The following is a 13,842-nucleotide window of genomic DNA, read 5'->3' on the forward strand; positions in this document are numbered from 1 at the left end:
CAGGCAGGGATTAACCATCAGAAAGTGCAGGTGACCCCCGAATGCACTCGAACGGAGTCAAAAATAAAAAAAACCAGGGCAAGGATGTATGGTCATGGGCGTCAGCCATTCCGCAGGCCCTGACAGAATCATGGTCGGGGATGATTGCATCATGGCGATTCTCCTTAAAGCTCCGGACAAGCAGACACGAATTGCAATGGGACCCTGCAGCGGTAAGGGGAATTCGCGTAAAGCTCAAGGAAATCCTATACTCCCATCCCTATCTGCAGCAGAGCGTTACCAAGTTTCCGCTGCCTTCCATGCAAGGGTATAGCGATATTCGGATTCATGAACCAGGTGCAGATGTTCAGCTATCCCAAGAAGAGCAGCAGTTGATTCATCATATTCAGGAGGCCGCAGCCGCAGCCAACCGGAGCAACGTAACGCGTACGCAAGCCTATTTGGACTGTTATATATCGCATCCTGAGCTGCATTGGGCTTTGCTGGCCCATATGGTATCGCGTAATGCCGGGTGGAATATGAGCGATCTGAAAGGCGGATTGATGTCGGATCTCACGGATCCGACATTCAAGAGCAATCTGTACCGTTTCCTGGAGCGCTGCAATGCGCTGATTTTCCAGGACGCCTACCCCCAGCTGCTTCTCTATATACACAGTCGAAATAAAGGCAAGCCCCTATTTCATTTACTCCCCCACTTTCATGTTTCATCGTTCATGACACCGTTCTGGGAACAGTTCTGGCAGGATCAGAGCAGTTCGCTGCTTACGGTGGCACTCATCATTAATGAACAGAACTATATTGAGGGGCGTGTGGCGAGACATCCTTTTTACCAACAACATATTCTGGAGAATCCCTTCTTTCGGATGCATGAGCTGACCCGGTTGAATCAAATCGTGTTTCCGCTGGGTCAAGTCCAACGAACAGAGTCGGGGGAAAGCGCTGGGCCAAAGCTCCTATCCCCAACCAGGCCGCTGGCCGGACTTACCATCCCCAAGTTTGACGACCTGTCCATTCGGATCAAGGCTGGCCGTTCGCTGTATGCTTTATTGTTTGGGTATGAGGAGATTTACCGCGCTGTGCTGGCCTTCGCGCGATCCACCAAGCACCAAGGATCGCGCGCTGAATACTGGCCGGGCTTATTTACGCCGACCCTTGAGCAAGCCATGAATCATGGCCACGCGGGATCTGACCTCATCACTTCCGAATGGCTCCCGGGTGGCCAACGTCTGTACAGCCCTTATCTTGAGGAGATCTGGGAGGATGACCCCCCCGAGCCGATTCCCCGGTACGACTGGTTTCAGGGCCGTGCGATGTTTAGGCATATCCGCAAACCGTTACGGCCGCTGCTGCCGGATATTACCCACGCCCATCGGGCCGCTCTGGAGAAAACCTCCATCGTGCATGATGTGTCTGATCAGTTCCATCCGCATTAAAATGAAAAGAGACCGTCCCGATACTGCAAGGAAGGTCTCTTTTCGGTTCTATTTACCACGATAAGTGCGTGTTCAAAAAGGTCGATTTTCAGCACCGAACGTTTGGGTACGTGAGCACCTGATATGTTTCCGCAGGAAACATGCTTCGGAAGCTTTTACTTAGGCCCGGCTGAATTCAAGATTCGATGCAGAGCTGCTTCCTGATTCCCTTCGTGTTAGATATAGAATTTATGAGTTATCAGTGGAACTGATGAAATTCTATATCGCAAGAAAACCTACCTATGCATCGCGGTCGCTCATCCTTGAAGTGGCCTCGATAGAGGTTTTCTTATCAAAAGCGGACTTTTTGAACAACCTCTATAAGTGAAACTTAGTCTATGTCTCTATCCCCGCTCCCGCATACGTGCAGGCTGCAGTCTCATAAGCGGACGGAACACCTTCTGCAGTAGGCGCGGGTAACTGCTCAGCTCCGATTGCCGCAATACGCCAAACACCACCAGCAGGACAAGATATATAATGACTACGGCCACGCCTACAACCAGGCAAGTCAGCAGGAATGCCAACCGTGCCGGCATGACATCGACCATTTGAATACCGGCCAGATTCAGGCCATATCCGATTCCCCCGGCAGCAATCACCGTCAGCACGAAGCCCGTCCAGCGTTTGCCCAGGATGGAGAAGGATACAATCCTTTTAATCGATCTTATATTCAGTATCGTAATGACAAGGAAACAGAGCGCCGTGCTCCCTATGATCCCGTAGATTCCAAAGAACGGAGCAAGCAGGAAGCTGGCTGCAAGCTTGACCACAACCCCAACCATCACGTGAATCATCGAGAGCTTGGCCTTGCCGATTCCGAGAAGAATGGAATTTGTGGTCATCATCGTGATTTGGAAAATCGTACCGAACGTCAGAAATCCAATAATCCCGCTGCCGCCCAAGGAACTGAACAGCAAACCATTAATGGAATAGGATGCCACGCATAGCGCAATCACCATCGGCATGCCTGTTAAAATGGCAATACGCATAGCCAGCGATACTTGCTGTTCCAGATGCTCCTGATCTTTCTTCGCAAACGCTGCAGAGATGATCGGAATGAGCGAGGTGCTCAGGGCAATGGCTAGAATCGGCGGAATCCCCGCGACGCTCTGCGCCCGATTTCCCAGTACAGCGAGGGCTGCAGTCGCCTGTTCCAAACCAATCTGTCCGATCAACAGCGGCTTGACGATCGAGCTGTCAATAAAGTAAACAGCCGGAACCGCCAGGGAAGACAGCACAATCGGTATAGACAACGTGAATATATCCCGGTATATCCCGCCAAGCGGAATGGAACGGTCCGCTGCCGGCATCTTGAGCTCACGATCACTTCGACGAAGTTTAACCGTGAAGTACAGCATGACTGCAAATGCTCCGATACTGCCGAGTACGCCCCCGAAGGAGGCGCCGGCTGCAATCCAGGTATCGTCGTAACCCATCCGCAGCAGCACATAGGCCAAACCGATCGCTGTCACAACCCGTGCAATCTGCTCAATAATCTGCGATATGCCGCCAGCCGCCATATTATTGCGTCCCTGGAAGTATCCCCGCATCATGGCGATGGCCGGAAACAGCAGCAGCGCTGGGGCCAATGCCTGAATGGCCGCGGCGGCCTCCGGCTGCTTAGCAATATGGGTAGCATAATAAGGGGCTCCGAAATAAAGCAGCAGCGTCATGACAACGCCTGCTGCTCCGGCAAAAATAAGCGCAGCATGATAGACACGACGGGCCTCCGCTGGCTTGTTCAAAGCATGGCGCTCAGATACCATTTTACTGAGCGTGCTGGGAATGCCGGCCGTTGCTACCGTTAACAGCATTAAATACACGGCATTGGCGATCGTAAATGAGGCATCCCCTATATCATCCAGCATATGCTCCAGCGGCACCCGCTGGACGAGCCCCAGTACTCGGGCTACCAACGCAGCAGCGGCCAAGATGATCGTACCTTTAATAAATGACTCTTTCTTTGACAAAACCGTACCCTTCTTTCTCCTCCAAAGCGCCTCTTACAGCGATTCCTAAGCGTCTATTAGAAAATCCAAATGAAGAAAATAACAATCATCGCGAGCTGTAAAATAACCTTCACCACAATGCTGCTGAACAATCCAATGACCGATCCGAATCCAACCTTCATGGATTTGCTCGGTCCCGAACCTGCCAGCATTTCACCCAAAAATGCTCCGAGGAACGGTCCGATAATCAATCCAAAAGCGGGAATAACGAACGGCCCGATAATTAAACCGATGGTGCTGCCCCATATCGAGGCTTTGGAACCGCCGAGCTTCTTAACCCCCCAGGCGTTAACCGCATAATCGGCAATGAAGAGCACCACCAGAATGATGGTCTGAATAATCCAGAACCATGAATTGTAATGCTCGAATGTAAAGAACCAGCCGTAAACGAACAGCGCCAGATAAATGGCGACAACCCCCGGCAGAATAGGGTAAATCGCTCCGGCCATCCCAATGATAAACAGAGCGATAACGATAATCCAGCCCAATATGTCCATCAACATCTCACCTTTCGATCAAAATATGATCCCTGATGACCTCAACGATGCCGTCCTCATTGTTGCTGGAAACCACAAGGTCCGCTTCATCCTTAACCGTCTGCTGGGCATTGCCCATCGCCACGCCGAGGCCGGCCTGCTGAATCACAGCCAGGTCGTTCAAGCTGTCGCCTACGGCTACGACTTCGGACATGCTAATGCCGAGCAGCTCGCACACCTGTCCGATTCCGGTCGCTTTGTTAACGCCCTGCGGATTGATTTCCAGGTTATCCGGCGAGGAGTTCGTGATCTCCAGTCCGCCCATATCCTGCAGGCGCATCAAAATGTTGTGACGCACCTCATGATCATTCGTGGTGTAACCGAATTTCAGCCATTCCTGATTCGCGATATCGTCGGTCCAGTTCTCAGAGTTATACAATCTTTCTACTGAATACGCCCAGAACCATGATCCGGTTTCAATGGCCAGTGCGTGCATTTGCTCCACGAGCTTGCTGTCGAGCAATGCGCGGCGGTGTAATTCATATGGCGCACGCCATACCTCGCCTCCGTTCACCGTTACCATCGGTGTCGTCAGTTCAAGCTGTTTGGCATACGGATACGCGTCCTGAAACGGCCGGCCTGTCGATAGACAGACATGAATGCCGTGCCCTACCGCTTCCTTGATCCACTTCACCGTTTCCTCAGACACTTCATGATCGTCCCGCAGCAGCGTACCGTCCATATCCAGTGCCAACAATCGATATTTATGTTTCATGGTATTAACCCCCTTACGAATCACAAGCAAACATAACGACATTTTACCACAAAAGGCATGGCGTCAAAACATTTCCCCTATGAATAGCCGCCCCGGACATGCCAAAACTGAGGTAACGCTAGCCTCAAGTAGTATTTCCCAAGCTCTCGAACAAAGCACACGACCCTTGAAATAAATGAGCAATGTAAAAGAAAGAATATGAATACCTATATGCTACGATATTACTGAAGACAACCCCGAAAGGAGTCATAAAATTCATATGACCAAACTCAATGAGACACCTGTCGTGACGGCAGAGATGTTGATTCGAAGACCCGTTTCAGAAGTATTCGAGGCTTTCATCGATCCTGAGATTACAACCAAGTTCTGGTTTACCAAAAGCAGCGGCAAGCTGGAGGAAGGCAGCCATATTCGCTGGGATTGGGAGATGTACGGGGTCCATGATGACGTGTACGTTCAACATATCGAAGTCAATCACCGCATCGCGATCGAGTCTTCGGACCAGACCAAAACCGAGTGGACATTCACGCCACGGGGCGATCATGAGACCTTCGTTGCCATTACCCACTCCGGATTTACAGGCAATGCGGATGAAATGGTACAGGGAGCTATTGATTCCATGGGAGGATACACCATGGTACTCTGCGGCCTCAAAGCGCTGCTGGAGTTTAACGTCGTCCTTAATCTGGTGGCGGACAAAGCTCCAGACGCCCATGTGTAACGGATAAAAAAACGGCAGCCAACCCATTGAGGGCACTTGGCTGCCGTTTTTGAAAATATCCTCTTATTCGTTACTGCCATCCCCATTCTCACCCTCGGTTTTTTTAGGATGAGGCGTACCGTCGAGTCCGTAAATCTCGTCATACGCGTCAAAAATTTTACGGGCAACCGGCGCGGCACTCTGGGAACCGAAGCCTGCTTCCGGAATGACCACGGCGACGGCCAGCTTCGGATTTTGCCGTGGAGCAAAGGCGATGAACACCCCGTTCTCCACCCGGATCCGAGTACCGTTTTTATAAATATCCTGCTCGGATGTTCCTGTCTTCCGTGCAAAATCATATTTAAAATCTTCAAATGCTCGAAGTCCTTGCGTATTCATCCCTGCAATGACTTCATTCCAGTACTGCTCTGGGAATTCCGCTTTATTTAATACCTCGCGTTTGAATTCCTTGATCACATTGCCGTCCTGATCCACAATCTTGCTCGCAAGCTGCGGCCGAATGCGTTCTCCCCGATTGGCAAGCGTGCTGGCATACTGCGCCAATTGGAGCGTCGTATATTTACCGGACTGTCCGAAGGAGGCGTACGCCATGGCAGCCAGATAACTCCCCGCCTGCTCGATGTTGGTATATTCGATGATGCCTTTATGCTCCTTCGGCAGACCGGATTCGGTTGATACCCCAAGCCCGAATTTCTTCATGTACTTATCCCATACATCAACGGATTCGGAGCCGTACTTGTTGTACAGCTTTTCCCCAATCCAGTCAACCATAAAGGCATTGGAGGAATGCTCGATCGCTTTTCTTGCGTTCAGGGACCCGTAGGCTTTACCGCCGGAGTTCCGAACCCTCGTATTATCTTTACCGAAGAATGCAGCACCTGAATCAGGATAGTAATCGTTCGGCCCAAACAAGTTTTCGTTAAGCCCGATGAGCACCGACAAAGGTTTCATCGTGGAGCCGAGCAGCACGACCGATTCCAGATTGTTGCCGGAGCGCCCGGAACTGTACGGAGAGATCGTACCGTTGCCGTAATACTTCATGACGGTTTCCCAATCGTCGGTTCCATTCTCCCATACGTTGGGGTCATAGTCCGGCATGCTGGCCATGGCGACAATGTTGCCGGTATCCACTTCCATCGCTACCGCATAACCCGTGAGCGCATTCGGATGCGTTTTGCCGGAAACCGGATTGGTGTGCAGCCATTTCAGCTGATCGATGATCGCCTGCTGCGTAGCTTTTTGGATGTCCTTATGAATCGTCGTATGGATGTTGTAACCCTTCTCCGGGGCAATCATGGTCGGTACCCCGTCCGCCATGTTCTGCGGATTAATCGGAATGCCGATATATCCGTTCTTGCCGCGCAGCTCATCCTGGAACATCATTTCGAGTCCGTCTACGCCGACCTTCTCCTGCTCCGTGTAGATAAGTCCCGGATCCTTTTGCTTCTTGTTCTGCTCATCGATCTCCTTATATTTATCCAGTGTCTTAATGCCTCGGAACTCTTTCAAATAACCAATCGTTTGAACGGCGATCTTGTCCGGGTTGTATTGACGCTGGCTCTCTTCCACGACCTCGACTCCGGGATACTCGTTCTTATGCTCCATAAAGTAAGCCACTTCTTTAGTTGAGAGATTCGCCTTAATGCGTCTTGGCTCATAACCCGGCTGCTTGTTAAACTCCAGGTCCAACGCTTTGATCACATCATCCACCGTTAGCTTCTCTGCTTTCGGATCACCGTATTGATCGAAGACCCTGACCATTTCCTCGGCCAGCTTTTCGATTTCCGGACGGTTCTTCTTCCCTCGTTCGGATGAACTGTAATCCTTTAACAGCGTTAAATACAGTGCTTGGGAGGGTGTCGAGTAGGCAAGCGGCGTTCCGGAAGCATCAATGATGCTGCCCCGGATCGGCTGAAGCGGGAAATTTTTAACCTGTCCGCCGGTTTCGAGCTCTTTTAGCTCAGGTCCTTCAACAAACTGCAGTATAGCAAGGCGTATAATAATGACACAGAATATGATAAAAGTGCTGAAAAAAAATAGATTAACCCGCAAGTTAAACTGACTGCCGGCATCTTGTTCTTCTTGTTTGCGCTTATCCGGCCTAAACCCTTTCACGTATGCTTCTCCCCTTTATCCACAATCACATAAACCCATATTAACATAAACGCCCCCCCACTTCATCTGGAAGGGCCCTCCTGATGAGAAAGGGCGGACTTCCCTTGCTCCAAAGTCCGCCCTTCTCCATATCAACACACGATCAAAACACCTGCTCCTTAATATGCGTTTCATTAAAGCGAGGCGGGTTAAACCAGTTTCCGCTCTGTGCCCAGGTCGGGTCCAGCGGTATCCATCGCTTCTCTTCACTCAAGTAGACCTCATTCCAGGCATGCGGACCATAACCGCCTTGGCCATTATATCCCCTGCCGGTTACGACCCGGACTTTCAGATCCTGAGACCGGGCCATCATGGCATACAGCCGGGCATAATCAATGCACACGCCTAACCTGGTGTCATACGTATCCTGCGGTGTCTGCTCTTTCCATATCCGCTGCTCTTCGTACAAGGTCACTTTGTCGTGATCATATGTTATCCGGCTGCCAACCCAATCATAGAGCTTTCGCGCTTTCTCTTCATCGGTTGACGAACCCTTTACAACATGGGCTGCCGTCTGCTCAATGCCCTCGGGAATCTTGTGGTCGATGACCTCATACTTCCGCTGAATGATCCCGTTCAATTCTTCCTGAACCGATTGGGTAAAGACCGGCAGCTTCTCGCGGACGAGAGAGCCCGATAAAGGCTCTATTACTGCCTTCGCCCCCTGTTGATAAACGGGTGAAGCCTCAACGTACCGGCTAAAGCCGTGATCGGGATTCAAACTGACGTAGATGAATAAGATCGCAATAACAATAATGCTCCGCGCTGCGCCCATGATGACGCCAATTCCCGCACCTGTTAGCCGGCTCAGCAGCGATGCCGATGTATCTTTTCTCGTTTCGAAGAGTCCCAGCCTGCCTCCCATAATCAGGGACACGAGCAGACGCAGCATAAATACGATAAGGGCGTAACTTAACATAAACAGCACCGCAAACCGCAGCAGCGGGAAATCCGCCAGCGATTTTACGGCTGTATAATAAATCTGTTCCCAGAAGCGCAGCTCTCGATTCGGTAAAGTGGAGACCGTACCCAGCCAATCGCCTACTTTAGGTGATAACCATAATGTAAAAGGAACGGAGATCGCAAGCCCGACCAGGCGCAGCACCGCATCCCCCAGAAAAAAAACAAGCTTCCCGGCTGACCGGGAGGCTCCGCGACTCCATCCCTGTATTAGTGAAAAAGCCACAATCAGCAGCAGCAAGATGGTGATTCCGTTTCCACCCAGCACACTATCCTTCCATGCCGACATCAACGGTATCCCCTCCTCTCCCCATGATGTCTTGTCAACCGATGTAATCGAGCTGCAGCACGAACAACGCTGCCGCCCTCGTACATTCGCTTCCGATTGCGTTGTTCTATCTTTTTTTATTTAGAGGCCGTATTGCTCTTGGCATCGTCGATAAAGTTCTGAATCGTATCGTTGATATCCCACTTCCCTACCGAAACTCCGCGGAAAGTCACTTCAACCTCTTCGGAACCGGCGCTTCCTTTCAGCTCCAGATTGGGAGCTTTAATGGAGTAGGTACCGTCCTCGTTCGAGGTATATTTCGCTTCCTTCGCTTCTTTCATCATCATGTTCAGCGCTTCTTTTTTTATCGTGTCTACCGTTTCTTCCTTCACCGTGGTTACAACCTCGCCGATTTTATCTAAGGAAATTCCGCTGTACACTAACAATCCCACGATAATAAGTACGGCCAGCGCCCACTTAATGACGGTTCTCACCACGTTCAGCACAATAAACAAGATAATTAAGGCGATGGCAATGACCAGCCAGTTTTGTTTGAGAAATTCAATCCAGACCTGAGTATCCAATACAATTCACTCCCGTTCATCGTTTCAAAAGCGGCGGTTCATGGCCGTCTTATTAATTATACATGATACCCCGCAAAGCTGTCAGCCAACCGGGTCTTTTCACAAAAAGGTATAAGCTTGCCCTTTCGAACGTACAAGTAGTAGTAACAATATCAACTTGCCGGATAGGAGGGTGCCATATTGAAAACCGCTTTATGGCTCTATATGTTTTTGTTTCTGGCGTTTTTTGATTTGCATGCTCAGTATCCTGTACTGACGCCTTTTGCCATCTCTCTTGGCGCAGCCCCTACGTTTATCGGCTGGATGATGGGCATTTATGCTCTGACCCATCTGCCTGGCAATCTGCTTGCAGGCAATCTGATCGATCGGCACGGCAGCAGACGCTACATTATTTTCAGCTTAACCGCCGCTGGTGTGATCCTGCTGCTCCAGGCTCATGTCCAATTGCCCTGGCAGCTGCTCGTGCTCCGCTCAATCAGCGGATTCGTTCTGGCCTTTTTGTCACCGGCCTGTCTGGCACTGCTTGCGTCACTCTCCCGGGATCCTGTTACGCAAGGCAAATATATGTCCGGTCATGGCGTAATACACACTCTTGCCTCCGTCTTGTCCCCGGCCGCCGGCGCTTTCATTGTAGCCAAAGCAGGATTTTCCGGTACATTCCAGAGTCTGGGCTGGCTTTTGATTTTCACCGGTTTGATGGCGTTTCTTAGTCTCCCGAAGCCTCTGTCAGCCACTGCTAAGGATAAAGGTCAGGCTGCTGTTCCGATCAACAACGGGGCACCGGCGCGGCTTCCTTTTAGCTTGCGTTTATATTTGATTCCGTTTGCTATCGCATGCTCTCAAGGAATCCTGTTTTTTGAAATACCGCTGCGAGAAAGCGGGCTGGCAAGCATTATGTCCACCGGACTTCTATTCTCCGTCATTAGTCTTGGAGCTTTGGTCACATTAAGCATGCTGTTTCTTAATCGTTATGCGCCCCATATCAGAGTAGCCATCGGCGTATTGGGGCTGGCGATTTGCTTCTACGCTCTGGCCGCAGCTGACCATGTACCGATTATGATCATCCTGTTTGCACTCGGGCTAGCTAAAGGATTGCTGTTTCCGGCATTATCCTCATTGTTCATCGAGCTAAGCGGCGGAGGCAGACTCGGGAAAGTATTCTCATTTCAATCCATCGCCATGTCGCTTGGTTCCTTTGTCGGCCCTATTGCGGCTGGACAGCTCCGAACGGTGGTGTCACCTTATTTCATCGCGTTTCTGATGCTGATGACCGTTCTGCTGCTGCTCCCCAAACGCAATCGTGAAGCCCCTTTAACGGCCATCTCACCGGAAGCCCCAATCTCAACCGTCTGAGGAAGCTGTATCTGGCTTGAGTCAGCGCCCAAAAAGATGCGGATGGGCCAACACACAGTCCATATGGGTAAATCCACATAAGATACAGTGTGGCAAATGACCACGTACATCTAACCAAGGGGTGAAGTAATCATGAGTCATGTTCATCATCATAAACATTGTCATACAGGAGGCCATGGAAATTCTGTAGGAATGGTTCTTGTATTGTATATTCTGCTCGTCATCATCTTGAGCTGTTTCTACTAGAATACATGGGTTAATCTTGTTGCGGCCATCCACTGGATGGCCGTTTATTTTGCCTGCTTTGCATGATCGGCAAGAAACAAGTTACACTATACATACACCATTCGACATATCCATCATTCGACGGCGGATTATCATTTCCCGGGGAATGCCGCCAAGGATCTCCGTATCATGACAGAGGTGAAAAAAGATGCCGATATTCATCATCGTAGAGGGTAAGAACGACAGGAGTCGACTACGCCGATTGCTGACATCAGATATAACCATCTTGTGCACGTTCGGAACGTTAAACACCGCCAAGCTTGAAAGCCTTCATAAACAGGTGAAGGATCAAGAGGTCTATCTTTTTATGGATAACGACAGCTCCGGCAAAAAAATTCGCGGTGCCCTGCGCGACATCTTTCCTGATGCCGAACAGATTTATACGCGCCGGGGTTACGCCGGAGTTGAAGGAACGCCTGACGAGTACCTGATTGCCCAGTTAGAGAAGGCCGGGCTGGAAGAGTTCATCATTTACCCGCCTCCTGCTGAATTCTGATGACCTTGTTTTAAAATAATAAAAAGGCGTCTCCATCCTTAACGATAGAGCGCGCCTTTTGGTTTTACCTATAGGTTATTCCTTAATTAAGGACTTAATGTCCTTCACAATATCCTCGGTCTTCACTTCGGCCGGGTCTGCTGCATTATAAGTCTTCCGAATATTGTTGTCCCGGTCAACCAATGCAATGGAATTGCCATGCGTGAAATTCGTCGAGTTATTGCCGAGCAGCGGGATTTTGAAAGAGTCCTGCATCAGCTTCCGTGTTTCCTCCTGATCTCCACGAAGGAAGTACCAGCCGCTATAATCAGCATAGAAACGGTCCCCGAATTCCTTAATCTTCTCTTTTGTATCGGTTTCCGGATCAAAGGAGATGGACACGAAGTTAACCTCTTTACCGAAGAGGCCCTCTTTCTTCAAGTCTTCCTGTATTTGCGAAAGTACCAGTGTCGTAATCGGGCACACATCTGGGCAGCTGGTGAAATAGAAGTACATGAGCTTCACCTTGCCTTTGGTATCATCCGATGTGATCGTCTTTCCATCCACATTCTCCATGGAATAAGCGGCAACCTCACGAACGATAGGAAACTTTTCTTTTCCGAATCCCAGCGAATTGTATACCAGGTAAATTGCTGCTATTACACAGACAGCGAGTAGTACCCAAGTCCATTTGTAACGTTTGAATGCATTCATGACCTTCCCCGTTCTCCCTTCGTCTCAGGCAATCCCTGTTCTTATCAGGTTTAGTGTAGCGTTTAAGCCCTTCCACCTATTAAAAGGTGGTATTGAGTATGAGAACGATCAGGCTCAAGGTCAAGTAGTTGATGGAGATAATAAATACTTTTTTGGACCAAGCTTCATCGTCCTTGGCACGGAAACCTTGGAGTGCGGCGTAGAGCCACCAAACAGCCAGGAAGAGTCCGATAACCAGAAAAAAAATACCGGCGTACCCATACGTGTACATCAGAATAGGGATCGGAATAAGTAACACCAGGTAAGGAATCATCTGATACTTCGTGCGTTTAATTCCTTTAACAACCGGCAATAACGGGAAGCCCGCTGCGCGATACTCTTCAACGCGGCGAATGCCCAGCGCCCAGAAATGTGGCGGCTGCCACAGAAACAGAAGTGCGAACAGCAGCACCGCAGCCATATCTACGCTTCCTGTCACGGCCACATAGCCGATCACCGGAGGCATCGCTCCGGAAATAGCGCCTACCGATGTGCTCCATGTTGATGAACGCTTTAGCCATAATGTGTATACCACAACGTATACGAACATTCCGATCGCTCCGAATATCCCGGCCAATACCCCTGAGAACAGGAATAACATAGCTAGTCCAACGACCCCAAGTATGATGGCATACCAAAGAACAACCTTAGGTGTCAGCCGTCCGGTTGGAAGTGAGCGATTCCGTGTGCGCTCCATCTTCATGTCGAGCTCTCTGTCGAAATAGTTATTGAAAACACAGGACGAAGCCATAACAAGCACGGTTCCGAGAAGTGTCATAATCATCAATCCAAATTGGATATCCCAACGCGATGCTAGCCAAAATCCGGCAAAAGCAGCTATCAAATTTGACCGGATGATTCCGGGCTTCGTCACCGTGATAAAATCTTTCCAAGTCCCCGCTTTATCGGGAGGTGCAGGCGCTGCCGAGGCAAGTGCTGCGGATTCTGAAGGAGCCTGGTATCTCAAGTGATTATCCACGTGTAAACGTTCCTCCTTGTATCTGTCGTTATGGAGGAAGTACTGCCTCCGCTATAAAGTTTATCATATCATTAGTAAAAAGTGTTTAGCAATCCTTCGGAATTCGTTCCATCTATATGACAATTCAGTGACATTTGGAAGCGATCTATTCTTGACGTCATGCCGTTGTTTAAGGCACAATTTGTCTATGTAGCAAAGGTGAGTGTCGATCCCGTAATATGAATACAAAGCCCGGAGCGCAATGATAGCGCTCCGGGCTTCCATACTCACGTTATGAGAAAGAGATTACAGCGTGCGGCCAGACCCCGAAAGAGCCTGTTCAGCTTGCTGTACCAAACGTTTTGTAATGTATCCACCCAGGGATCCTGTTTCACGGGAAGTATAGTTACCATAGTAACCGTCCTGAGGAATCGTTACGCCTAGTTCTTGAGCAGCCTCGAGTTTCAAACGTTGTAATGCTGCAGTAGCTTGAGGTACAACCAAATTGTTGCTGCGGCGTGCCATATTAAATATCTCCCTTCACTGAATGTCTGTTATTCCAGTGCAAGCTTGCAAACTTATTATGGCTCCTTCTTGCA

13 protein-coding genes are annotated in these 13,842 nt (G+C 49.8%); 4 read left to right on the top strand and 9 right to left on the bottom strand.

All coding sequences use genetic code 11. The annotated features are described in order from the left end of the window. Positions 1-41 precede the first annotated feature (41 nt). Positions 42-1,433, top strand: a complete 1,392-nt coding sequence (locus MKX98_RS28775) for a DUF2515 family protein (protein WP_339219829.1) — start codon at positions 42-44, stop codon at positions 1,431-1,433. 383 nt (positions 1,434-1,816) lie between these two features. On the opposite strand, the gene MKX98_RS28780 is transcribed toward MKX98_RS28775, so the two are convergent. The 3 genes from MKX98_RS28780 to MKX98_RS28790 are packed head-to-tail and all read right to left on the bottom strand — an operon-like array spanning position 1,817 to position 4,732. Further along, entirely contained in the window at positions 1,817-3,442 is a 1,626-nt protein-coding gene (locus MKX98_RS28780) for a polysaccharide biosynthesis protein (protein ID WP_220683909.1), read from the bottom strand. Positions 3,443-3,498: 56 nt separating this feature from the next. After that, the gene (locus tag MKX98_RS28785) at positions 3,499-3,978 is read right to left on the bottom strand and encodes a DUF456 family protein (RefSeq protein WP_071222385.1); all 480 of its coding nucleotides are present in this window, start codon (positions 3,976-3,978) and stop codon (positions 3,499-3,501) included. Between the two features lie 7 nt (positions 3,979-3,985). Further along, positions 3,986-4,732 (bottom strand): Cof-type HAD-IIB family hydrolase, encoded by a 747-nt coding sequence (locus MKX98_RS28790; RefSeq protein ID WP_220683908.1) that lies wholly within the window; start codon positions 4,730-4,732, stop codon positions 3,986-3,988. A 259-nt stretch (positions 4,733-4,991) separates the two neighbouring features. On the opposite strand from MKX98_RS28790, the gene MKX98_RS28795 reads away from it, so the two are divergent. Next, positions 4,992-5,453: an SRPBCC family protein gene (locus tag MKX98_RS28795; RefSeq protein WP_220683907.1), complete on the top strand. Its 462-nt coding sequence runs from the start codon at positions 4,992-4,994 to the stop codon at positions 5,451-5,453. Positions 5,454-5,516: 63 nt separating this feature from the next. Here the strand turns inward: MKX98_RS28795 and MKX98_RS28800 are convergent, their stop codons facing one another. The 3 genes from MKX98_RS28800 to MKX98_RS28810 all read right to left on the bottom strand — a co-directional run bounded on the left by MKX98_RS28800 (position 5,517) and on the right by MKX98_RS28810 (position 9,419). After that, positions 5,517-7,568, bottom strand: a complete 2,052-nt coding sequence (locus MKX98_RS28800; RefSeq protein WP_339219831.1) for a penicillin-binding protein 2 — start codon at positions 7,566-7,568, stop codon at positions 5,517-5,519. 142 nt (positions 7,569-7,710) lie between these two features. Continuing rightward, the gene (locus MKX98_RS28805) at positions 7,711-8,859 is read right to left on the bottom strand and encodes a transglutaminase domain-containing protein (RefSeq protein ID WP_220683905.1); all 1,149 of its coding nucleotides are present in this window, start codon (positions 8,857-8,859) and stop codon (positions 7,711-7,713) included. A 113-nt stretch (positions 8,860-8,972) separates the two neighbouring features. Further along, positions 8,973-9,419: a hypothetical protein gene (locus MKX98_RS28810; RefSeq protein WP_339219832.1), complete on the bottom strand. Its 447-nt coding sequence runs from the start codon at positions 9,417-9,419 to the stop codon at positions 8,973-8,975. Positions 9,420-9,599: 180 nt separating this feature from the next. On the opposite strand from MKX98_RS28810, the gene MKX98_RS28815 reads away from it, so the two are divergent. After that, positions 9,600-10,772 (top strand): MFS transporter, encoded by a 1,173-nt coding sequence (locus tag MKX98_RS28815; protein ID WP_220683903.1) that lies wholly within the window; start codon positions 9,600-9,602, stop codon positions 10,770-10,772. A gap of 433 nt (positions 10,773-11,205) precedes the next feature. Then, on the top strand, positions 11,206-11,553 hold the full coding sequence (locus MKX98_RS28820) for a toprim domain-containing protein (RefSeq protein WP_071222378.1): 348 nt from the start codon (positions 11,206-11,208) through the stop codon (positions 11,551-11,553). A 75-nt stretch (positions 11,554-11,628) separates the two neighbouring features. On the opposite strand, the gene MKX98_RS28825 is transcribed toward MKX98_RS28820, so the two are convergent. The 3 genes from MKX98_RS28825 to MKX98_RS28835 form a co-directional block, all read right to left on the bottom strand. Continuing rightward, positions 11,629-12,246 (bottom strand): SCO family protein, encoded by a 618-nt coding sequence (locus MKX98_RS28825; protein WP_220683902.1) that lies wholly within the window; start codon positions 12,244-12,246, stop codon positions 11,629-11,631. 79 nt (positions 12,247-12,325) lie between these two features. Beyond that, positions 12,326-13,264 carry a heme o synthase gene (gene cyoE, locus MKX98_RS28830; protein WP_071222376.1) on the bottom strand — a complete coding sequence of 313 codons (939 nt, stop codon included), beginning with the start codon at positions 13,262-13,264 and terminating at the stop codon, positions 12,326-12,328. A 285-nt stretch (positions 13,265-13,549) separates the two neighbouring features. After that, positions 13,550-13,768 carry an alpha/beta-type small acid-soluble spore protein gene (locus MKX98_RS28835; protein WP_015737431.1) on the bottom strand — a complete coding sequence of 73 codons (219 nt, stop codon included), beginning with the start codon at positions 13,766-13,768 and terminating at the stop codon, positions 13,550-13,552. Between the last annotated feature and the right edge of the window lie 74 nt (positions 13,769-13,842).

Origin of the sequence: Paenibacillus sp. FSL W7-1332 (assembly GCF_037969785.1) — a bacterium.
Classification (GTDB): domain Bacteria; phylum Bacillota; class Bacilli; order Paenibacillales; family Paenibacillaceae; genus Paenibacillus_AQ.

What these genes read in the sequence shown, in the direction of transcription:
- MKX98_RS28775 (WP_339219829.1), top strand. Translation starts at nt 42, where the DNA reads ATGCACTCGAACGGAGTCAAAAATAAAAAAAACCAGGGCAAGGATGTA.
- MKX98_RS28785 (WP_071222385.1), bottom strand. Translation starts at nt 3,978, where the DNA reads ATGGACATATTGGGCTGGATTATCGTTATCGCTCTGTTTATCATTGGG.
- MKX98_RS28790 (WP_220683908.1), bottom strand. Translation starts at nt 4,732, where the DNA reads ATGAAACATAAATATCGATTGTTGGCACTGGATATGGACGGTACGCTG.
- MKX98_RS28795 (WP_220683907.1), top strand. Translation starts at nt 4,992, where the DNA reads ATGACCAAACTCAATGAGACACCTGTCGTGACGGCAGAGATGTTGATT.
- MKX98_RS28820 (WP_071222378.1), top strand. Translation starts at nt 11,206, where the DNA reads ATGCCGATATTCATCATCGTAGAGGGTAAGAACGACAGGAGTCGACTA.
- MKX98_RS28825 (WP_220683902.1), bottom strand. Translation starts at nt 12,246, where the DNA reads ATGAATGCATTCAAACGTTACAAATGGACTTGGGTACTACTCGCTGTC.
- MKX98_RS28835 (WP_015737431.1), bottom strand. Translation starts at nt 13,768, where the DNA reads ATGGCACGCCGCAGCAACAATTTGGTTGTACCTCAAGCTACTGCAGCA.